At 64.1% G+C, this 19,214-nt stretch carries 18 protein-coding genes; 8 read left to right on the top strand and 10 right to left on the bottom strand.

The features are described from left to right. Positions 1-11 precede the first annotated feature (11 nt). The 4 genes from CAG44_RS14255 (at position 12) to CAG44_RS14240 (ending at position 2,951) form a co-directional block, all read left to right on the top strand. The gene (locus tag CAG44_RS14255) at positions 12-626 is read left to right on the top strand and encodes a dihydrofolate reductase family protein (RefSeq protein ID WP_085692376.1); all 615 of its coding nucleotides are present in this window, start codon (positions 12-14) and stop codon (positions 624-626) included. 80 nt (positions 627-706) lie between these two features. Next, the gene (locus CAG44_RS14250) at positions 707-1,252 is read left to right on the top strand and encodes a lipocalin family protein (RefSeq protein ID WP_085692375.1); all 546 of its coding nucleotides are present in this window, start codon (positions 707-709) and stop codon (positions 1,250-1,252) included. Positions 1,253-1,429: 177 nt separating this feature from the next. Further along, on the top strand, positions 1,430-2,389 hold the full coding sequence (locus tag CAG44_RS14245; protein WP_085692374.1) for a ribonuclease Z: 960 nt from the start codon (positions 1,430-1,432) through the stop codon (positions 2,387-2,389). Between the two features lie 34 nt (positions 2,390-2,423). After that, a complete protein-coding gene (locus CAG44_RS14240; RefSeq protein WP_085692373.1) occupies positions 2,424-2,951 on the top strand; it encodes an AAA family ATPase in 528 nt (175 codons plus the stop codon). Between the two features lie 230 nt (positions 2,952-3,181). Here CAG44_RS14240 and CAG44_RS14235 read toward each other — a convergent pair whose 3' ends face one another. Next, a complete protein-coding gene (locus tag CAG44_RS14235) occupies positions 3,182-4,465 on the bottom strand; it encodes a Zn-dependent hydrolase (protein WP_085692372.1) in 1,284 nt (427 codons plus the stop codon). 137 nt (positions 4,466-4,602) lie between these two features. Continuing rightward, on the bottom strand, positions 4,603-6,093 hold the full coding sequence (locus CAG44_RS14230; RefSeq protein WP_025339793.1) for an NCS1 family nucleobase:cation symporter-1: 1,491 nt from the start codon (positions 6,091-6,093) through the stop codon (positions 4,603-4,605). 342 nt (positions 6,094-6,435) lie between these two features. Between CAG44_RS14230 and hydA the strand changes: the two genes are divergently transcribed. The 3 genes from hydA (at position 6,436) to preA (ending at position 10,732) form a co-directional block, all read left to right on the top strand. Further along, positions 6,436-7,875: a dihydropyrimidinase gene (gene hydA, locus CAG44_RS14225; protein WP_085692371.1), complete on the top strand. Its 1,440-nt coding sequence runs from the start codon at positions 6,436-6,438 to the stop codon at positions 7,873-7,875. 214 nt (positions 7,876-8,089) lie between these two features. Continuing rightward, positions 8,090-9,457: an NAD(P)-dependent oxidoreductase gene (locus CAG44_RS14220; protein ID WP_085692370.1), complete on the top strand. Its 1,368-nt coding sequence runs from the start codon at positions 8,090-8,092 to the stop codon at positions 9,455-9,457. Then, complete coding sequence (preA, locus tag CAG44_RS14215) at positions 9,458-10,732, top strand: NAD-dependent dihydropyrimidine dehydrogenase subunit PreA (protein ID WP_025339796.1); 1,275 nt, start codon at positions 9,458-9,460, stop codon at positions 10,730-10,732. A 147-nt stretch (positions 10,733-10,879) separates the two neighbouring features. Here the strand turns inward: preA and CAG44_RS14205 are convergent, their stop codons facing one another. The 4 genes from CAG44_RS14205 to gnd all read right to left on the bottom strand — a co-directional run bounded on the left by CAG44_RS14205 (position 10,880) and on the right by gnd (position 16,226). Continuing rightward, positions 10,880-11,500: a TetR/AcrR family transcriptional regulator gene (locus CAG44_RS14205; RefSeq protein WP_015270992.1), complete on the bottom strand. Its 621-nt coding sequence runs from the start codon at positions 11,498-11,500 to the stop codon at positions 10,880-10,882. A gap of 299 nt (positions 11,501-11,799) precedes the next feature. After that, entirely contained in the window at positions 11,800-13,596 is a 1,797-nt protein-coding gene (locus CAG44_RS14200; protein ID WP_085692369.1) for a glycoside hydrolase family 15 protein, read from the bottom strand. 144 nt (positions 13,597-13,740) lie between these two features. Then, positions 13,741-15,246 (bottom strand): glucose-6-phosphate dehydrogenase, encoded by a 1,506-nt coding sequence (gene zwf, locus CAG44_RS14190; protein WP_085692368.1) that lies wholly within the window; start codon positions 15,244-15,246, stop codon positions 13,741-13,743. Further along, a complete protein-coding gene (gnd, locus tag CAG44_RS14185; RefSeq protein WP_085692367.1) occupies positions 15,243-16,226 on the bottom strand; it encodes a phosphogluconate dehydrogenase (NAD(+)-dependent, decarboxylating) in 984 nt (327 codons plus the stop codon). The genes zwf and gnd overlap by 4 nt, the downstream gene beginning before the upstream one ends. A 203-nt stretch (positions 16,227-16,429) precedes the next feature. Between gnd and CAG44_RS28950 the strand changes: the two genes are divergently transcribed. Further along, positions 16,430-16,597, top strand: a complete 168-nt coding sequence (locus CAG44_RS28950; protein WP_003258397.1) for a DUF6026 family protein — start codon at positions 16,430-16,432, stop codon at positions 16,595-16,597. Positions 16,598-16,639: 42 nt separating this feature from the next. On the opposite strand, the gene CAG44_RS14180 is transcribed toward CAG44_RS28950, so the two are convergent. Genes CAG44_RS14180 through CAG44_RS27995 form a run of 4 tightly spaced genes read right to left on the bottom strand, consistent with a single transcriptional unit; the run spans position 16,640 to position 19,066 of the window. Next, entirely contained in the window at positions 16,640-16,897 is a 258-nt protein-coding gene (locus tag CAG44_RS14180; protein ID WP_025339803.1) for a PAAR domain-containing protein, read from the bottom strand. 54 nt (positions 16,898-16,951) lie between these two features. After that, positions 16,952-17,914 (bottom strand): PoNi-like cognate immunity protein, encoded by a 963-nt coding sequence (locus CAG44_RS14175; protein WP_085692366.1) that lies wholly within the window; start codon positions 17,912-17,914, stop codon positions 16,952-16,954. A gap of 15 nt (positions 17,915-17,929) precedes the next feature. Continuing rightward, positions 17,930-18,886, bottom strand: coding sequence for a PoNi-like cognate immunity protein (locus CAG44_RS14170; protein ID WP_085692365.1), 957 nt, complete (start codon positions 18,884-18,886; stop codon positions 17,930-17,932). A 9-nt stretch (positions 18,887-18,895) separates the two neighbouring features. After that, positions 18,896-19,066, bottom strand: coding sequence for a hypothetical protein (locus tag CAG44_RS27995; protein ID WP_170929305.1), 171 nt, complete (start codon positions 19,064-19,066; stop codon positions 18,896-18,898). Positions 19,067-19,214 lie beyond the last annotated feature (148 nt).

The raw sequence follows: 19,214 nt of genomic DNA, 5'->3' as shown, positions 1-19,214 counted from the left end.
GGAGAGCCCCCATGCGCAAACTCATCGTAGCCGCCTTCATCAGCCTCGACGGTGTCATGCAAGCCCCCGGCGGCCCGCAGGAAGACACCAGCGGCGGCTTCACCTACGGCGGCTGGATCGTGCCCTACGCCGAGGAAGTCTTCGGCCAGGCCATGCAGGCCCTGTTCAGCCAGCCCTTCGAGTTGCTGCTGGGCCGGCGCACCTACGACATCTTCGCCGGCTACTGGCCAAAGGTAAAAGACAGCTCGGAAGACTTCTCCATCGCCAACCTGTTCAACAGCGTGCCCAAGCACGTGGCCACCCACACCCCGGCAACCCTCGACTGGCACAACAGCCACGCCCTGGGCGCAGACATCACAGCAACGGTCCGCGACCTGAAACAACAGGACGGCGCCAACCTGCTGACCCAGGGCAGCAGCGATCTGGTGCAGCAACTGCTGGCGGCGGGCCTGGTCGATGAACTGCAACTGCTGATCCACCCGTTGCTGCTCGGCCACGGCAAGCGCCTGTTCGGCGACGATGCGGCAGCGGCGGCCTTCACCCTGCAGCACTCGCAGGTTTCGCCCAAGGGCGTGGTCATCGCCCGTTACGTGCGTGCCGGCGAAGTGCAGACCGGTTCGTTCTGAAAGGCACGATTGCGTACAACTTTTGCCTCTCGCTCGCATCGAAACACAGGTAAGCCCCGTCCGTATCAAGGAGGTTCACCATGGCGCTACGCACCACGTTGCTGTTTTCCTGCATGACCCTGGCCTTGCTCGGCTGCGCCGGCAACGATCACCCGGCGCCGCCGCGCACCCAGCAGGTCGACCTGCAACGTTACCAGGGCACCTGGTACGAACTCGCGCGGTTGCCGATGTTCTTCCAGCGCAACTGCGTGCAGTCCGAAGCGCACTATGGCCTGCGAGAGGACGGCCGCCTCGACGTGACCAACCGCTGCCAGGAAAAGGGCGGCCAGTGGAACCAGGCCAAGGGCATCGCCGAAGCCCAGCAACCGGGCAGCACCGACAAGCTCTGGGTGCGCTTCGACAACTGGTTCAGCCGCCTCGCGCCCGGCCTGACCAAGGGCGAGTACTGGGTGCTGTACCACGACCAGGACTACCGCGTAGCCTTGGTCGGCCACCCGAACCGCGAATACCTGTGGCTGCTTTCGCGCACGCCCGCGGTCACCGACCAGCTGCGCGAACAACTGCTGACGATCGCCCGGGAGCAAGGCTATGACACCAGCAAGCTGATCTGGCGACAGGCCGAGTAGGCAAGACCTGGCAGGCCATCGACGACATGCGGCAATCCGGCTAAGGTGTGCGCCCTTACCACCTCGAAGGAACGAGCCCGTTGAGTACCACGCCGCTACCTGCACCCCTTATCCGTCCGACACCCATCCGCCCGCTGGTGCTGACGTCACTGCTGGACTGAAACAAGGAGCCAGACCATGGATTTGCTGTTCCTGGGCACCTCCGCCGGCGTGCCGACCAAGGCACGCAATGTCAGCGCCACCGCAGTGATCGAAGCCAGTGGCAGCCACTGGTACCTGATCGACTGCGGCGAAGGCACCCAGCACCGGCTGCTGCATACGCCGCTGTCGATCCGCGACTTGCGCGCCATCTTCATCACCCACGTGCACGGCGACCATTGCTTCGGCCTGCCGGGCCTGCTGGCCAGCGCCGGCATGAGCGGGCGCACCCAGCCACTGGACCTTGTCCTGCCCGCCGCCCTGCACGACTGGGTGCGCCAGGGGCTGGTTGCCAGCGATACCTTCCTGCCGTTCGAACTGCGCCTGCTGGCCGTGGAAGAGCTGGTCGAGTGGCGCAGTGACGCCCTGCAAGTGACCAGCGTGCAGCTTTCGCACCGGGTGCCGAGCGTCGGCTTCGTGTTCACCGAGCTCAACCCCGAACCGCGCCTGGACATACCGCGCCTGGAAGCCGACGGCATCCCCCGCGGCCCGCTGTGGGGCGAGATGGCCAAGGGCTTGACGGTGCAGCATGGCGGGCAGTTGCTGCACGGCAATGACTACTTGCGCCCTTCGCGTCCGCCACGGCGGGTGATCGTGTGCGGCGACAACGACAACCCCGAATTGTTGGCCGACGTCGCCAAGGGCGCGGACGTGCTGGTGCACGAAGCCACGTTCACCCAGGCGGTGGTAGAGCGCACGGGGGTAACCTTCGGCCACAGCACCGCGGCTGCAGTGGCGCGCTTTGCCGAAGCTGCAGGCGTGCGCAACCTGGTGCTGACGCACTTCAGCGCCCGCTACCAGAACGACCCACGGCGCAGCCCGAGCATCGACAACGTGCGCGACGAAGCCCTCGCCCACTACAGCGGGCAGCTGACCCTGGCGCAGGACCTGCAGCGCTATCACATCGGGCGCGATGGCTGTCTCGAACCGGCCGGATGATTTAGCATGGCCGGTTTTCCAAAAGGACTTGGCCATGCAACGCATCGTGATTCTGGGCAACGCCGGCAGTGGCAAATCGACCCTGGCCCGGCAGATAGGCGCACGCTTGGGAGTGCCGGTGGTGCACCTCGATACGTTGTTCTGGGAGACCGGCTGGGTCGAGCCGGATGCCCAGACCTTCCGTACCCGCGTGCGCGATGCGGTGGCTGGGGAGGCTTGGGTATGCGAAGGCAATTATGCCCGCCGCACGTTCGACCTGCGTCTGCCGCGGGCCGACCTGGTCATCTGGCTGGATACGCCGAGACTGACCTGCCTCAAGCGGGTGATCCTGCGCAGCGTGCTGAACAAGCCCCGACCGGACCTGCCGGCGGGATGTACCGAGCGGCTGGACCGGGCGTTTCTGACCTTTTTGAAGTTCGTATGGACGTTCGACCGTGGGTATCGGCCGGGGATCGAGGCGAGCCGCCAGGCCACAGGGCCGCAGGTACCGGTGGTGCATTTGCGGGGTGGGCGGCAGATTGCGGCGTATCTGGCGAGCCTCTCATTGCCTGTTCCGGCCTAATCGCCGGCAAGCCAGCTCCCACAGGTACTGCACATGCCTCAGGGCCAGTGCATCCTGTGGGAACTGACCCAGAGGCATACGCAGTACCTGTGGGGAATATGCAGTCCCTGTGGGAACTGGCCTTTGGGGCATATGCAGTACCTGTGGGAGCTGGCCTTTGGGGCATATGCAGTACCTGTGGGAGCTGGCTTGCCGGCGATAGGGCCGGCGCAGGCGCCTTCTATCTCCGCTCAGGCCGCCAACCGCCCACTGGCAATCGCCTCCGACGCCGCCAGCATCGCGCGCAGCAACACCGCGCAGCCCGCGGCCAGGTCCTCGGGCGTGGCGTTCTCGATCTCGTTATGGCTGATACCGTTCTCGCACGGCACGAAAATCATCCCCGCCGGCCCCAGTTCGGCCAGGAAGATCGCGTCGTGCCCCGCGCCGCTGACGATATCCATATGCGGCAGGCCCAGCGCCTGCGCCGATTCGCGCACGGCATCGACACACCCTTGGTCGAAGTACAACGCCGGGAAATCGGCTGTGGGTACCAGTTCGTGGCTCAGCCCATGCCTGGCACAGGTCGCCTCGATCACCGCGCGCACATCGGCAATCATCGCATTCAGCTGCTCACCCTCCAGATGACGGAAATCCAGGGTCATGCGCACTTCGCCCGGGATCACGTTGCGCGAGCCCGGGTAGGCCTGCAGGCAACCCACCGTCCCACAGGCATGGGGCTGGTGGCCGAGGGCAGTGCGGTTGACTGCCTCCACCACCGCCGCCGCGCCGACCAGGGCGTCCTTGCGCAGGTGCATGGGCGTAGGGCCGGCATGGGCCTCGACACCGCGCAGGGTCAGGTCGAACCACTTCTGGCCCAGCGCGCCCAGCACCACACCGATGGTCTTGCGCTGATCTTCGAGGATCGGGCCCTGCTCGATGTGCGCTTCGAAATAGGCCCCCACCGGGTGGCCTGATACGGCGCGCGGGCCGGCGTAGCCGATGGCGTTCAACGCCTCGCCAACGCTGACACCCTGGGCGTCGCGCTTGGCCAGGGTTTCCTCCAGGGTGAACTTGCCGGCGAACACCCCGGAACCCATCATGCACGGCGCAAAGCGCGAACCTTCTTCGTTGGTCCACACCACCACTTCCAGCGGTGCTTCGGTTTCGATGCCCAGGTCGTTGAGGGTGCGGAGCACCTCCAGCCCAGCCATCACCCCGAAGCAGCCGTCGAACTTGCCCCCGGTGGGCTGGGTGTCGATATGGCTGCCGGTCATCACCGGGGGCAGCTTGGGGTTACGCCCCGGGCGACGGGCGAAGATGTTGCCGACGGCGTCGATGCTGACCGTGCAACCGGCGGCCTCGCACCACTGCACGAACAGGTCGCGGGCCTGGCGGTCGAGGTCGGTCAGGGCCAGGCGGCACACGCCGCCTTTGGCTGTGGCACCGAGGCGGGCCAGGTCCATCAGGGACTGCCACAGGCGGGTGCTGTCGATGTGGTGGGCGGTGGTCTTCAGGATCTCTTTGACTGGGGTCACGGGTTTCTCCTTCAGGCTTTTTGTTGTCTGTGCCGGCCTCTTCGCGGGCATGCCCGCTCCCACAGGATCACCACAGGTCTGGAAAACCGTGCAGTACCTGTGGGAGCGAGCGAGCCCGCGAAGGAGCCGGCGCGGTCTCACGGCAAGGGCTTGGCCACCCGCGCCGGGCTGCGCGCGACCACGCCGGCGAAGAGGTAATACAGCGCCCCGCCCAGCAGCGAACCGGTGAACCAGCCGTAGTCGTAGAACCAGCTGAAACTGCTGTTGCCAATGGCCATCACGGTCAGCGCGACCGGCAACGCAAAGGCGGCAAAACCGGCCCAGTTCCACGCCGGGTACACGTCGTCGCGGTACAGCCCGGCCAGGTCCAGCTTCTGCCGGCGGATCAGGAAGTAGTCCACCACCATGATCCCGGCGATCGGCCCCAGCAGGCTGGAATAGCCCAGCAGCCAGTTGGAGTACACGCTCTCCAGGCTCAGGTCGGAGACGATCCAGCCCAGCTTCTTCAGCAGCTCATGGCCCATCAGCGCCAGGCCGATGAAGCCGGTAAGCCACACCGCACGGCTGCGCCCGATCAGGCGTGGGGCGATGTTCTGGAAGTCGTTGGTCGGCGACACGATGTTCGCCGCGGTGTTGGTCGACAGCGTGGCGATCACGATCAGCGCCATGGCCAGGGCCACCCAGAACGGGCTGTGGATCTTGCCGATCAGGCTGACCGGGTCGGACACGGTCTCGCCAACCAACGACGCCGAAGCAGCGGTGAGTACCACGCCCAGCGCGGCGAACAGGAACATGGTCAGCGGCAAGCCGAAGATCTGCCCGAGAATCTGGTCCTTCTGGCTGCGGGCGTAGCGGCTGAAGTCGGGGATGTTCAGCGATAACGTGGCCCAGAAACCGACCATGGCGGTAAGCCCGGCGCAGAAGTAGCCGAGCATGTTCGCCCCTTCCGGGCGCTTGGGCGGCTGGGCCAGCAGTTCGGTCATCGACATGTGCGGCAAGGCCCAGAACAGCAGGCCGACGCCGACCGCCACCAGCAGCGGTGCCGACAGCGTTTCGAGCCACTTGATCGACTCGGCGCCGCGCAGCACCACCCACAGGTTCAGGCACCAGAAGATCATGAAGCCGATCACCTCGCCGGTGCCGCCCAGGGCCTTCCAGCCGTCGAACACCGAGCCGAGGAACAGGTGGATGGCCAGGCCGCCGAACATGGTCTGGATGCCGAACCAGCCACAGGCGACCACTGCCCGGATCAGGCATGGCACGTTGGAGCCAAGGATGCCGAACGACGAACGCAGCAGCACCGGGAACGGAATGCCGTACTTGGTGCCAGGGAAGGCGTTGAGGGTGAGCGGGATCAGCACGATCAGGTTGGCCAGCAAAATCGCCAGCAGGGCCTCGCCCACGCTGAGGCCGAAGTAGGCGGTGAGCACGCCGCCGAGGGTGTAGGTGGGCACGCAGATGGACATGCCCACCCACAGGGCGGTGATATGCCATTTGTTCCAGGTGCGCTGGTGCACCTTGGTCGGGGCGATGTCGTGGTTGTAGCGCGGGCTGTCGAGGACATCGCTGCCCTCGGACAGCTCGAACAGGCCATCCTGCTCGACCACTTCCGATCTGCTCTGCTGCATGGGGGCCTTCTCCAGATGTTCTTGTAGTTGTTTGCCCATCGGGTTGATGCGATGGCCGGAGTACACACGCTTTATGTGCTTGAAAATCTCGACCAGATTTTCATCTTGTCAAGTCAGTCAAAGTTTCAAAAAGCCCCGTAGTCAGCACCGAAAAACAAATAATTTCCTTAATTTCAATGAGTTAAAAACCACAAAATTAATGGGAAAATTTTCTTGCTGAATGCCGTATCTGCATCTAGCCTCCAATCTTGTCAGGTCTGACAGGATTAACCGCCCTGTACGCCCTGCACCCAGACAATTCCAAGAACCGGCCCAGACCGGTCAGCCTGCGAGGAAAACGGCATGTCCCTGTTGATCCGTGGCGCCACCGTGGTCACCCACGAAGAGAGTTACCCCGCCGATGTCCTGTGTGCCGATGGCCTGATCCGCGCCATCGGGCAAAACCTCGAACCGCCCACCGACTGCGAAATCCTCGACGGCAGCGGCCAGTACCTGATGCCCGGCGGCATCGACCCGCATACCCACATGCAGCTGCCGTTCATGGGCACCGTGGCCAGCGAGGACTTCTTCAGCGGCACCGCTGCGGGCCTGGCCGGTGGCACCACCTCGATCATCGACTTCGTCATCCCAAACCCGCAGCAGTCGTTGCTGGAGGCCTTCCACACCTGGCGCGGCTGGGCGCAGAAAAGCGCCAGCGACTACGGTTTCCATGTCGCCATCACCTGGTGGAGCGAGCAGGTAGCCGAAGAGATGGGCGAACTGGTGGCCAAACATGGGGTAAACAGCTTCAAGCACTTCATGGCCTACAAGAATGCGATCATGGCCGCCGACGACACCCTGGTGGCCAGCTTCGAGCGCTGCCTGCAACTGGGTGCGGTGCCCACCGTGCATGCCGAGAACGGCGAACTGGTGTACCACCTGCAGAAAAAACTGCTGGCCCAGGGCCTGACCGGGCCGGAAGCCCACCCGCTGTCACGCCCCTCCCAGGTCGAGGGCGAGGCGGCCAGCCGCGCCATCCGCATTGCCGAGACCCTGGGCACGCCACTGTACCTGGTGCATGTTTCCAGCCGCGAAGCGCTGGACGAAATCGCCTATGCCAGGGGCAAGGGCCAGCCGGTGTACGGCGAAGTGCTGCCAGGCCATCTGCTGCTGGATGACAGCGTCTACCGTGACCCGGACTGGGCCACCGCCGCAGGCTACGTGATGAGCCCACCGTTCCGCCCGCGCGAACACCAGGAGGCGCTGTGGCGCGGGCTGCAGTCGGGCAACCTGCACACTACCGCCACCGACCATTGCTGCTTCTGCGCCGAGCAGAAAGCCATGGGCCGCGACGACTTCAGCCGTATCCCCAACGGCACTGCCGGCATCGAGGACCGCATGGCGGTGCTGTGGGATGCCGGGGTGAACAGCGGGCGCCTGTCGATGCATGAGTTCGTCGCGCTGACCTCCACCAACACCGCGAAAATCTTCAACCTGTTCCCGCGCAAAGGTGCCATTCGTGTTGGTGCCGACGCCGACCTGGTGCTGTGGGACCCGCAAGGCACGCGCACCATCTCGGCCAGGACCCACCACCAGCAGGTGGACTTCAACATCTTCGAAGGCCGTACCGTGCGCGGCATCCCCAGCCATACCATCAGCCAGGGCAAGGTGCTCTGGGCCGATGGCGACCTGCGTGCGGAAAAAGGCACGGGCCGGTATGTGGAACGGCCGGCGTATCCGTCGGTGTACGAGGTGCTGGGGCGCAGGGCCGAAGTGCAGCGGCCGACGCCCGTGCAGCGTTAAGGCCATTGGGGCTGCTGCGCAGCCCATCGCCGGCAAGCCAGCTCCCACAGGAATAGTGCTGCTCTCAAGGGCATGGCTCTCCTGATGGAACCAGCTCTTACAGGGATGGCAATGCTCTCAAGGACAACACTGTACCTGTGGGAGCTGGCTTGCCGGCGATTGGGGCGCACCGCGCCCCCATTCCAAGCCCCATATAAAAAGAGAGGCTACAACCGTGATCGACGCCCTGAACCACTTGCCGCGCCCACGGGCCGGCGCCGACCAGCTGGCCGAGCGCTTCAGCGACCTGGCCCCACCCCTCACCGCCCGCCAGGCCGCCGTCGAAAGCGCACGCTGCCTGTATTGCTATGACGCCCCCTGCGTCAACGCTTGCCCCAGCGACATCGACATCCCGTCGTTCATCCATCGCATCAGCGACGAAAACCTGCAAGGCGCCGCCGAGCGCATCCTCTCGGCCAACATCCTCGGCGGCAGTTGCGCCCGCGTCTGCCCCACCGAAATCCTTTGCCAGCAAGCCTGCGTACGCAACAACGCGCAGGAATGCGCACCGGTGCTGATCGGCCAGCTGCAGCGCTATGCCCTGGACAACGCCCAGTTCACCGAGCACCCGTTCCAGCGCTCGCCGGCCACTGGCAAGCGCATCGCCGTAGTGGGTGCCGGCCCCGCCGGGCTGTCGTGCGCCCACCGCCTGGCCATGCACGGGCATGATGTGGTGGTGTTCGAGGCCAGTGACAAGGCCGGTGGCCTCAACGAGTACGGCATCGCCCGCTACAAGCTGGTGGACGACTACGCCCAGCGTGAAGTGGAATTCCTGCTCGGCATCGGCGGCATCGAGATCCGCCATGGCCAGCGCCTGGGCAGCAACCTCGGCCTGGGCGAACTGCGCGATCAGTACGACGCAGTGTTCCTCGGCCTCGGCCTGAATGCCGTGCGCCAGCTCGGCCTGCCGGATGAAGAGGCCCCCGGCCTGCTCGCCGCCACCGCATACATCCGCGAACTACGCCAGGCCGACGACCTGAGCCAGCTGCCCCTGGCCGACCGCTGCCTGGTAATCGGCGCCGGCAACACCGCCATCGACATGGCCGTGCAGATGAGCCGCCTGGGTGCCCGTGACGTCAACTTGGTGTACCGCCGTGGCCATGTCGACATGGGTGCCACCGGCCACGAGCAGGACATCGCCAAGGCCAACCAGGTACGCCTGCACACCTGGGCCCGCCCCGATGCCGTGCTGCTGGACGACAGCGGCAAGGTGCGCGGCATGCGCTTTGCCCGCACCGAGCTGGCAGACGGCCGCCTGCGCGACACCGGCGAAACCTTCGAGCTGGCCGCCGACGCCATCTTCAAGGCCATCGGCCAACGCTTCGACGACGCCAGCCTCGGCGACCCGGTAGCCGCGCAACTGGCTCGCGACGGCGAGCGCATCCGCGTCGACGAAAGGATGCAAACCAGCCTGCCGGGCGTATACGCCGGCGGCGACTGCACCGCCCTGGGCCAGGACCTTACCGTCCAGGCGGTGCAACACGGCAAGCTGGCCGCCGAAGCCATCCATGCCCAACTCATGCTCAACGTGGAGGCTGCGTAAATGGCCGACCTGTCCATCGAATTTGCCGGCATCAAGGCACCCAACCCCTTCTGGCTGGCCTCCGCACCGCCAACCGACAAGGCCTACAACGTGGTCCGCGCCTTCGAGGCCGGCTGGGGTGGCGTAGTGTGGAAAACCCTGGGCGAAGACCCGGCGGCAGTCAATGTGTCGTCGCGCTACTCGGCGCATTACGGCCCCAACCGCCAGGTGCAGGGCATCAACAACATCGAGCTGATCACCGACCGCTCGCTGGACATCAACCTGCGCGAAATTACCCAGGTGAAGAAGGACTGGCCCGACCGCGCGCTGATCGTGTCGCTGATGGTGCCGTGCGTGGAAGACTCGTGGAAGTTCATCCTGCCGCTGGTGGAAGCCACCGGGGCCGATGGCATCGAACTGAACTTCGGCTGCCCGCACGGCATGCCGGAGCGCGGCATGGGTGCTGCGGTCGGCCAGGTGCCGGAGTACGTTGAAATGGTCACCCGCTGGTGCAAGACGTACTGCTCGCTGCCGGTGATCGTCAAACTCACGCCGAACATCACCGACATCCGCCAGTCAGCCCGCGCCGCGCACCGTGGTGGGGCCGATGCAGTGTCGCTGATCAATACCATCAACTCGATCACCAGCGTCGACCTCGACCGCATGGTCGCCCACCCCATCGTCGGCGACCAGAGCACCCATGGCGGCTACTGCGGTTCGGCGGTAAAGCCGATTGCCCTGAACATGGTGGCGGAAATCGCCCGCGACCCGCAAACGCGCGGCTTGCCGATCTGCGGCATTGGCGGCATCGGCAGCTGGCGTGACGCAGCCGAGTTCATGGCCCTGGGCAGTGGCGCCGTGCAAGTGTGCACGGCAGCGATGCTGCACGGCTTCCGCATCGTCGAGGACATGAAGGACGGCCTGGCGCGCTGGATGGACCAGCACGGGCACCGCAACATCGAGGCGTTCCGCGGCCAGGCGGTGGGGCATACCACCGACTGGAAGTACCTGGACATGAACTACAAGTCGGTGGCGCACATCGACCAGCAAGCATGCATTGGCTGCGGGCGCTGCCACATTGCCTGCGAGGATACTTCGCACCAGGCGATTGCCAGTACGCTGAAGGCAGATGGCACGCATGCCTACAGCGTGATCGAGGAGGAATGCGTGGGCTGCAACCTGTGCCAGATCACCTGCCCGGTGGAGAACTGCATCGAGATGGTGGCTCAGGATACCGGCAAGCCGTACCTGAACTGGACGCAGGACCCGCGTAATCCCTACCGCGAGGCCAGTTGAGGCAATTGGGGCTGCCTTGCAGCCCTTCGCGGGCACGCCCGCTCCCACAGGGATCGCGCTGCTTGGGAGGACAGCGAAACACCTGTGGGAGCGGGCGTGCCCGCGAAGGGCCGCAAAGCGGCCCCAATCGCTCAGCGTACACCGACCTCAAGGCTCCAGCCCGATCCCCCGCAAGATCACGCTGGTCACCGTCTGCACGGCATTTTCAAAGGCCATGTCCGACAACGCCTCCCCGCCATTGAGCAACGTCACCTGGTAACCAAAGTCGGCATAGTGTTGGGTCGAGGCCCAGATCATGTACAAAAGCGCCGACGGCTCCACCGGCAGGATGCGCCCCTCCTCCACCCAGCGGCGGATCTTGGCTTCCTTCAACTTGGCCCAGGGCACCAGGCTTTCATCCAGGTTCACCCCCAGCACCGGCGCCCCATGCAGCATCTCTTCGGCCCAGATCTTCGAGCCCAGCGGCCGCGAGCGCGAGTGGCCCATCTTCGCCCGGATGTAACTGGTCAGCACCACGCGCGGGTCGTCGAAGTTCTCGAAGCACAGCGCGTCCTGCTTCCACACATCCAGCAGGTCCTGCAGCACCGCGCGGAACAGGTCGTCCTTGGTGCTGAAGTAATAATGCAGGTTGGAACGCGGCAACTCGGCCTGCTCGGCGATATCACCCATCGAGGTGGCGCCGTAGCCCTTCTCGGCGAACACCTTTTCCGCCGCCTGCAGGATCTTCTCGATATTGCGCCGGCGGATTTCGATCTTGTGGTTGGCCATCAGGCTTGGGCCGTCCACACCGCCAGCTCATAACCGTCTGGGTAGATGAAATTGAATTCGATGTTGTCGATCTGCCGATCAGTACCGCGAATGCCCATGTGTGCTCCGTGCCGAAGGGGTTTGCCCTAGTCTACTCCGCTTACTCCAAGCCAGCGCAATCCCTGTAGGAGCGGCCTTGTGTCGCGAAAGGGGTGCGTAGCGCCCCCGGGATTTCAGCCTCGCTGCATGAACTGCCGGGGCTGCTTTGCAGCCCGATCGAGACACAAGGCCGCTCCTACAGGGGGAGACCGCCACCTGACTTAGCTACAACTCGCCCGATCACGCACCGGGCACTGTGCGCGGTGCAGGTTCAGTGCGGTGTTGATGATGCCGATATGGCTGAACGCCTGGGGGAAGTTGCCGAGCATGCGCTGGCCCGCCGGGTCGTACTGTTCGGCCAGCAGGCCAAGGTCGTTGCAAAGGCCGGTCAGGCGTTCGTACAGTGCCTGCGCTTGTGCCTGGCGGCCCAGCAATACATACACGTCGGCCAGCCAGAACGAACACACCAGGAAGGTGCCCTCCCCGGGTGTCAGGCCATCGCTGCAGCGGTCACTGTCATAGCGCAGCAGCAGGCCGTTTTTCAGCAGGCGCTGCTCGACCTGTTCGAGCGTGCGCAAGAAGCGTGGGTCATCCGCCGGCAGGAAGCCGGTCAGGGCGATGTGCAACAAACTGGCATCCATCTCGGTCGAGCCATAGGCCTGGACGAAAAAGCGGCCGCTGGGGTCCAGGCCCTGCGCGCACACTTCACGACGAATCTCGTCAGCCACCTGGCGGTAATGCCGCCCGCGCTCGCGACCTTCCTCAGTGGTGTCGGCCAGCCCCGCGGCACGGTCGAAGGCCACCCAGGCCATGACCTTGGAGTGCACGAACTGCTGCCGGCCGCCGCGCACTTCCCAGATGCCCTCGTCCGGCTGGCGCCAGATGCGCTCGACGTAAGGCAGGATCGAGCGGGCGATGGCGGCGCTGCGCGGGTGGCGGGGCAAGCCGCCCTTGATTGCCTGGGTCATGGCATCGGCGAGTTCGCCGTAGATGTCCAGCTGCATCTGCGCTGACGCTGCATTGCCCACCCGTACCGGTTGCGAGTGCTCGTAACCGGCCAGCCACGGCAAGGTGTATTCCTGCAGGTCGCGCTCACCGGCCAGGCCATACATGATCTGCATCTGCTCGGGGTTGCCGGCCACCGAGCGCAACAGCCACTCGCGCCAGGCCTGGGCTTCGTCGAAGTAGCCGAGGTTCATGAAGGCCAGCAGGGTCATGGTCGCGTCGCGCAGCCAACAGAAGCGGTAGTCCCAGTTGCGCTCGTGGCCGATGCGCTCGGGCAGTGAGGTGGTGACGGCGGCAACGATGCCGCCGGTGGGCGCGTAGGTCATGGCCTTGAGGGTCAGCAGCGAGCGGCGCACCAAGGCGGAGTATGGGCCCACCTGTGGGCAGCGGGCGGCGAAGGCCTGCCATTGGTCGATGGTCTGCGCCAGCGCTTCATCGCTATCACAGCCGGGCTGCACCGGCAGGTGCGAGGGCTGGTGGCGCAGGCTGAACACCTGGCGTTCGCCCGCGCCAACGCGAAAGCGGGCGACGGTGTGCTGGTCACGGGCATGCGGGGGGACGGTGCTGCACAGGATCAGCCGGTCGGGACCGGCGACGGCGCTGAGGGTCAGCGGGTCGAGCCGTTCTACCCAGGGCACGCTGCGGCCGTAGTCGAAGCGCATGACCAGGTCCATTTCGAAGTTGGTTTCGCCAGCGAGGCCCTCGACGATGCGCACCAGCGCGTTGGCCTCGCCCAGCGGCATGAAGTCGAGCACGCGGGCGCGGCCGGTGGCGGTGACCCAGGTGGTTTCCAGCACCAGGGTGTCGTCCAGGTATTGGCGGCTGCTGTGTTCGACCGGGTCGCAGGGGGCCAGGCGCCAGCGGCCGTTTTCCTCGTTGCCCAACAGTGCGGCGAATACCGCGGGGGCGTCGAAGCGTGGCAGGCACAGCCAGTCGAGCGAGCCATCGCGGCTGACCAGGGCGGCGCTGCGGCAGTTGCCCAGCAGGGCATAGTCTTCGATGTGGGCAGGCATCGAGGCTCCTTTGTGTGGTTGCCTGTGACGGCCTCTTCGCGGGCATGCCCGCTCCCACAGGTGCACCACAGCCCGTGAAGGCGGTGCAATACCTGTGGGAGCGGGCGTGCCCGCGAAAGGGCCGGCACAGGCTTTACAAAAAACTCACCCCAACCGATGCCACTCGCGCTTGTCCCGCGCCAGCAATTCATTGCCGGCATCGGGCCCGTCCTCACCGGCCGGGTACTCATGCACCTCGCCACCCTGGGCCCAGGCATCGAGGAACGGCTGCACCGCGCGCCAGCCGTTCTCGATGTTGTCAGCCCGCTGGAACAGGGTCTGGTCACCGGTCAGGCAGTCGTAGATCAGCGTCTCGTAGCCGGTCGCCGGGGTCATCTTGAAGAAGTCCTTGTAGGCAAAGCCCAGCTCGACGTTCTCCATCACCAGCTCCGGCCCGGGGCGCTTGGCCTGCAGGTCGAACCACATGCCTTCATTGGGCTGGATCTGGATCTTCAGGTAATTGGGCTTGGGCCGCTCCAGCTCCGACTCGCGGAACTGCGCATAAGGCGCCGGCTTGAAGCAGATGGCGATTTCGGTATCACGCACGCTCATGCGCTTGCCAGTGCGCAGGTAGAACGGCACGCCAGCCCAGCGCCAGTTGTCGATCATCACCTTTAGCGCCACATAGGTCTCGGTCTGGCTATCCGCCGCGACGTTGGCCTCGTGGCGGTAGCCGGGCAACTGCTTGCGCCCCTGCTTGCCGGCACTGTACTGGCCACGCACGGAGTTTTTCAGGGCCATCTTCACCGACCATGGGCGGATGGCGCCGACCACCTTGGCCTTTTCGCTGCGCACGGCATCGGCGGCGAACGCGGCCGGGGGTTCCATGGCCACCATCGCCAGCAACTGGAACAGGTGGTTGGGCACCATGTCGCGCAACGCCCCGGTGCTGTCGTAGAACGCACCACGGGTCTCGACGCCGACGGTTTCCGCGGCGGTGATCTGCACATGGTCGATGTAGTGGTTGTTCCAGAACGATTCGAACAAGCCGTTGGAGAACCGGCTGACCAGAATGTTCTGCACCGTCTCTTTGCCCAGGTAATGGTCGATGCGGTAGATCTGCCGCTCGCCCATCACCTTCAGCAAGCAGGCGTTGAGCGCCTCGGCGCTGGCCAGGTCGGTGCCAAAGGGCTTTTCCACCACGACCCGGCGAAAGCCGCCGGCCGATTCGTCGAGCAGCCCGGCCTGCCCCAGGCGCTGCGCCACTTCGGGGAAGAAGCGCGGCGAGGTCGCCAGGTAGAAGATGGCGTTGCCGTGGCGGGTTGTGTCGATGCGCTTGGCGAGGGCCTGGTAGGTGGCCGGGTCGAGGAAATCGCCGGTCTGGTAATCCAGGCGCTTGGCCAGGCGTGCCCACAGCTTCTCATCCAGGCACTTGGCCGTGCCCTCGCCACCTTTGTCACGCTCGACCATGAACGCATGCAGGCGCCCGGCAAATTCCTCGGCAGTGGCCGGGTTGTGGTCGACACCGACGATGCGCAGGTTGCGGTCCAGCAGACCGTCACGGCTGAGGTTGTAAAGCGCCGGCATCAGCAGGCGCTTGACCAGGTCGCCATTGGCACCGAACAGGAACAGAGTGCATGGCGGAGCAGCCGGAATGCTCTGTTTGGTCATTCGGCTTTTTTCTCGACGTGGCCACCGAAGCCCAGGCGCATGGCCGAGAGAATCTTGTCACCATAGGTGCCTTGCTGCTGGCGCGAGCGGAAGCGGGCGAACAGCGCGCTGGACAGCACCGGTACCGGCACCGCCTGCTCGACGGCGGCGTCGATGGTCCAGCGGCCTTCACCACTGTCGGACACCGAGCCACTGAACTGCGACAGCTGCGGGTCGGCCACCAGCGCATCGGCGGTAAGGTCGAGCAGCCACGAGGTGACCACGCTGCCACGCCGCCACACTTCGGCGATTTCGGCCACGTTCAGGTCGAAACGCTGGTCTTCCGGCAGTTCGTTGCCGCCCTTGCTGCGCAGCAGGTCGAAACCTTCGGCATAGGCCTGCATCAGGCCGTATTCGATGCCGTTGTGCACCATTTTCACGTAGTGCCCGGCACCGGGTGGGCCGGCGTGGATGTAGCCGTGTTCGGCACGCTGGTGCTCGCCGCTGCGGCCATGGGTACGCGGGATGTCACCCACGCCCGGGGCCAGCGCCTTGAACAGAGGCTCCAGGCGCTCGAACGCGTCCTTTTCGCCACCGATCATCATGCAGTAGCCACGGTCCAGGCCCCACACACCGCCCGAGGTGCCGACATCCAGGTAATGCAGCCCGCGCTTGGCCAGCTCGGCGGCGCGGCGCACGTCGTCCTTGTAGAAGGTATTGCCGCCGTCGATGATCGCATCGCCCGGCTCCAGCAGTTCGGCCAGTTGGGCGATGGTCTGCTCGGTGGGCTCGCCAGCGGGCAGCATGACCCACACCGCGCGCGGTGCTTTCAGCTTCTGTACCAGCGCACCGAGGTCGTGCGCACCCTGGGCGCCCTCGCCCTCCAAGCCGGTGATGGCCTCACGGTTGCGATCGTGTACCACGGTGCGGTGGCCGGCGCGCATCAGGCGCCTTGCGATATTGCCGCCCATGCGGCCCAGCCCGATGATTCCCAGTTGCATGAGCCGATGCTCCCCTTTCGAAATAAATGACAACACAAATTAGCTTTTCAGCTTAGTCCAGCGAACCGCTCGAGGGTTCAGCGACGAACGGCGAGACCACGATAAACAAAAAAGTTCCCAAGACCTGCGAAAGAATTCAAAATGCGCCCGCGTGAAGCGTCTACGCTTTGACTTGTCACTAGCCAAAACCGCGAGGTGTGCTCATGGGTACCTTGATGCCTGCAACCCCAACCCAGACCCTCTATGTCTCCGTGCGCCGTGATGAGCTGCGTAAACTGAAGGACGAACGTGACCAGCTGCGCCAGCAGGTCGCTCAACTGAACCTGCTGCTGGCGCAGGCGCGCACAGACGGCAAAGCCGTTACCCTCTGAGTTTGCCCCTTCCCTGTGGGAGCCGAACTGCTCCCACATCGCTTAATCGAGCAGCCAGCTATTATCGCCATTTTCCAAAGTACCGCCATGACTGGTGGCATCGCCGACCCTGGCAAGCGGCTGCCCATCATCCATCATCAGTGCCGAGCCGCTGGTAATCACCGCCCCACACCCGAGCCTGTCGCCAACCCTGGCGGCTGCCCTGCCGTTGACGAAGAACAGACTGGAGCCGCTGCTGATGTTGGTCGGGCCGCACAATGGGCAGTGGTGAGGGTGACCCAGCAGAACGATGGCAGGCATTGTTGCCACTCCCGAATCATGTGAGGCGCCAGGCACGCATGCCGGCAGCGCCAATCAGAAGGTTCTCGACAGCCGCCAGTGCACGACCTGGCCATCGATCTCAGGGAATGGTACCTGGTGCATGAACACCTGCTCGCCCACCATGCGCTCGACGCAGACGTAGTACCCGGGCCATGGGCAAGGCGTGCCGGAAGGCCAGCCTGGGGCATCCTCGCGCCTGGCGGTTTCCGGGTCGCGGAACTGCTTGCCCAGGCGTCGGTAATGCGCCCTTTCGACGAGCGCCTGCGGGTAAAAGTGGGGAGCGCTTTCCAGGGCATCACCCTGCACAGACCATAAAAACGCCACCAGTGCCGCCTCGAAGGCCCAATAACCCAAGTGGTCACTCCGTGCCCGGGTGTGGCGCTCGTGCCAGTAGCAACCGTGCGCATTGGCGTACCACTGCCCGAGATAGTGCATGAGCGCGTCATGCTGCGCGGGGCCTTTCAGGTCGAGGCTCTCCAACAAGGCGCCGTAAGGTTCGGGGTGAAGCAATGAGGTGCCTGGGTAGGCCTTGCCCAGCCGCTGGAACAGGCGATGCAGCAGCAGGTCGGGGCTGCGCTCGTCGTCCTGGTTCAGCCAGCCCAGTACCTGGTCGACACGCTCGGGGTAACCGCACAGCACCGCCAGCGACAGCAGCCACAAGGCAAGCCGGTATTCATCCGACACCCAGGGGCGCAACTGCTCGCTGGTTGCCGGGTACGCCGAAAAATGCCGGGCGAACTGGGCAAACGCATAGTCTGCATAGGCCTCCACCAGCTCCATCGGCTCGCCACCGGAATACCGCTGCACTGCCAGCTCCAGTGCCATGTGTGCCCAGTCGCGGCTAAGGCCACGGTAGTGATGCCTGTGCTCGGCTGTCCCGATCAGCAATGCCTGGGCGTCAGGGTCGGCGAATTCCTGCTCTTTTTCACGCGTCGAAGCCAGGTAATGCTGCTCGACCATCCACGGGTCGCGCTTGATGCTGTCGAACTGGCCCATTGGCCCTCCTGCACGCTATAAGCCTTTCACCAAGCGCCAAACCAGAGAGCGCCCATTTTCGCTCGGCATCTCTACGCCTTGCATGAATGTCTGGGGTCCCACCGCCCATTCATCACATACCCACACGCCGGTGCGCGGGCAAATTTCGCCCGACCTGGCAAGCGCATCCGAATACGGCGCGCTTTGCAGTTGTTCAGGGAAGCTTTTGATAACTTGACGCTTGCGAGCATCGTCTACCAAATCCTTCGGGTAGAAAGGAAGATCTCTATAAGGCGTATCGTCGACGCCCCACAACACAGTGACCAATCCTGCCTCAAAGGCCCAATAGCCAAAGAAACCCGCATCGCTTCGTGCCTTGTGCCGGTCATGCCAATAACAGTTGCGCATGCCGCGATACCACTGCTTCAGGTAACTACGCACTGCCTGTTGCTGCTCATCCTTCTCAGTAGTTACGGCATTGAGCAATTCATGGTAGGGGCGTTCATGAATCAACGTACTCCCGGGGATCGTCACCCCCACACGGGAAAACAGTTGCCGCAACAGGATGTCCTCACCGTCATCTGGGGCTTCACTCAAAAAACCTGCGATTTGCCTGATGCGCCCGGGCTTGTTGAACAGCACTGCAAACGATAGAAGCCAGAGTGTGTATTGATATGCATCAGGCTCCCACAGCTTCAAGCTGAAAGCCGGATAAGCTTGCTTGTGACGTTGAAACTGGGAAAACATGTGATCCGCGTAAAACTCAAGCGATTCAACGGGCTCGCCCCCCGAATAAAGAGCAATGAGTAACTCCATAGACTGAAAGCACCACCTCCAGCTCAACATCTTGACATTTACATACTCGGGACGCTCAATCTTGAGAAAAGATTCAGCTTGGCGCTCTACATAATTCTCCTTCCAAAAAGAAACACTATCGAGATAGGCTGCCTCTTGCAAAAAAGGCTCACGCTTGACCCGATCAAATCCAGTCATTACACACCCCTATTGGATCACTTCACCGATAAATTTAGCATTTTCGTCGAGCTTGACTATTTTCGTTACCGCACCACTTTCATCTACGATCATTAACCAACGTTCATATCCGGCGAATGCAACTTTTTCCGCCTGTTTTTTCCCCAAGCTCCAAGTCAAGTCTCGGCTCAATCCACGCATCACTCATCTGCCTGGCGCTCGGAAACCCCTTACTCCCCTTTGTAACCGGCAAACTACCCGGCGAAAACGCGCCCCCGTTCAGGGTTGGCGAACTCCCGCTCTTTTTCACAGATCGAGGCCAGGTAACGCTGCTCGTCCATCCACGGGT

The sequence above is a fragment of the Pseudomonas sp. B13(2017) genome (assembly GCF_002113245.1).
Classification (GTDB): domain Bacteria; phylum Pseudomonadota; class Gammaproteobacteria; order Pseudomonadales; family Pseudomonadaceae; genus Aquipseudomonas; species Aquipseudomonas putida_Z.
The sequence above is the reverse complement of the archived record's forward strand: the minus strand, read 5'-3'. Positions and strand labels throughout refer to the sequence as shown.

Bases quoted from the DNA above. Each gene is read 5' to 3' on its own strand.
- CAG44_RS28950 (WP_003258397.1), top strand. From the start codon at position 16,430: ATGGGTACCTTGATGCCTGCAACCCCAACCCAGACCCTCTATGTCTCC.
- CAG44_RS14170 (WP_085692365.1), bottom strand. From the start codon at position 18,886: ATGACTGGATTTGATCGGGTCAAGCGTGAGCCTTTTTTGCAAGAGGCA.
- zwf (WP_085692368.1), bottom strand. From the start codon at position 15,246: ATGACCAAACAGAGCATTCCGGCTGCTCCGCCATGCACTCTGTTCCTG.
- CAG44_RS14245 (WP_085692374.1), top strand. From the start codon at position 1,430: ATGGATTTGCTGTTCCTGGGCACCTCCGCCGGCGTGCCGACCAAGGCA.
- CAG44_RS14175 (WP_085692366.1), bottom strand. From the start codon at position 17,914: ATGGGCCAGTTCGACAGCATCAAGCGCGACCCGTGGATGGTCGAGCAG.
- hydA (WP_085692371.1), top strand. From the start codon at position 6,436: ATGTCCCTGTTGATCCGTGGCGCCACCGTGGTCACCCACGAAGAGAGT.
- CAG44_RS14180 (WP_025339803.1), bottom strand. From the start codon at position 16,897: ATGCCTGCCATCGTTCTGCTGGGTCACCCTCACCACTGCCCATTGTGC.
- preA (WP_025339796.1), top strand. From the start codon at position 9,458: ATGGCCGACCTGTCCATCGAATTTGCCGGCATCAAGGCACCCAACCCC.
- CAG44_RS14205 (WP_015270992.1), bottom strand. From the start codon at position 11,500: ATGGCCAACCACAAGATCGAAATCCGCCGGCGCAATATCGAGAAGATC.
- gnd (WP_085692367.1), bottom strand. From the start codon at position 16,226: ATGCAACTGGGAATCATCGGGCTGGGCCGCATGGGCGGCAATATCGCA.
- CAG44_RS27995 (WP_170929305.1), bottom strand. From the start codon at position 19,066: ATGCGTGGATTGAGCCGAGACTTGACTTGGAGCTTGGGGAAAAAACAG.
- CAG44_RS14230 (WP_025339793.1), bottom strand. From the start codon at position 6,093: ATGCAGCAGAGCAGATCGGAAGTGGTCGAGCAGGATGGCCTGTTCGAG.
- CAG44_RS14255 (WP_085692376.1), top strand. From the start codon at position 12: ATGCGCAAACTCATCGTAGCCGCCTTCATCAGCCTCGACGGTGTCATG.
- CAG44_RS14200 (WP_085692369.1), bottom strand. From the start codon at position 13,596: ATGCCTGCCCACATCGAAGACTATGCCCTGCTGGGCAACTGCCGCAGC.
- CAG44_RS14250 (WP_085692375.1), top strand. From the start codon at position 707: ATGGCGCTACGCACCACGTTGCTGTTTTCCTGCATGACCCTGGCCTTG.
- CAG44_RS14240 (WP_085692373.1), top strand. From the start codon at position 2,424: ATGCAACGCATCGTGATTCTGGGCAACGCCGGCAGTGGCAAATCGACC.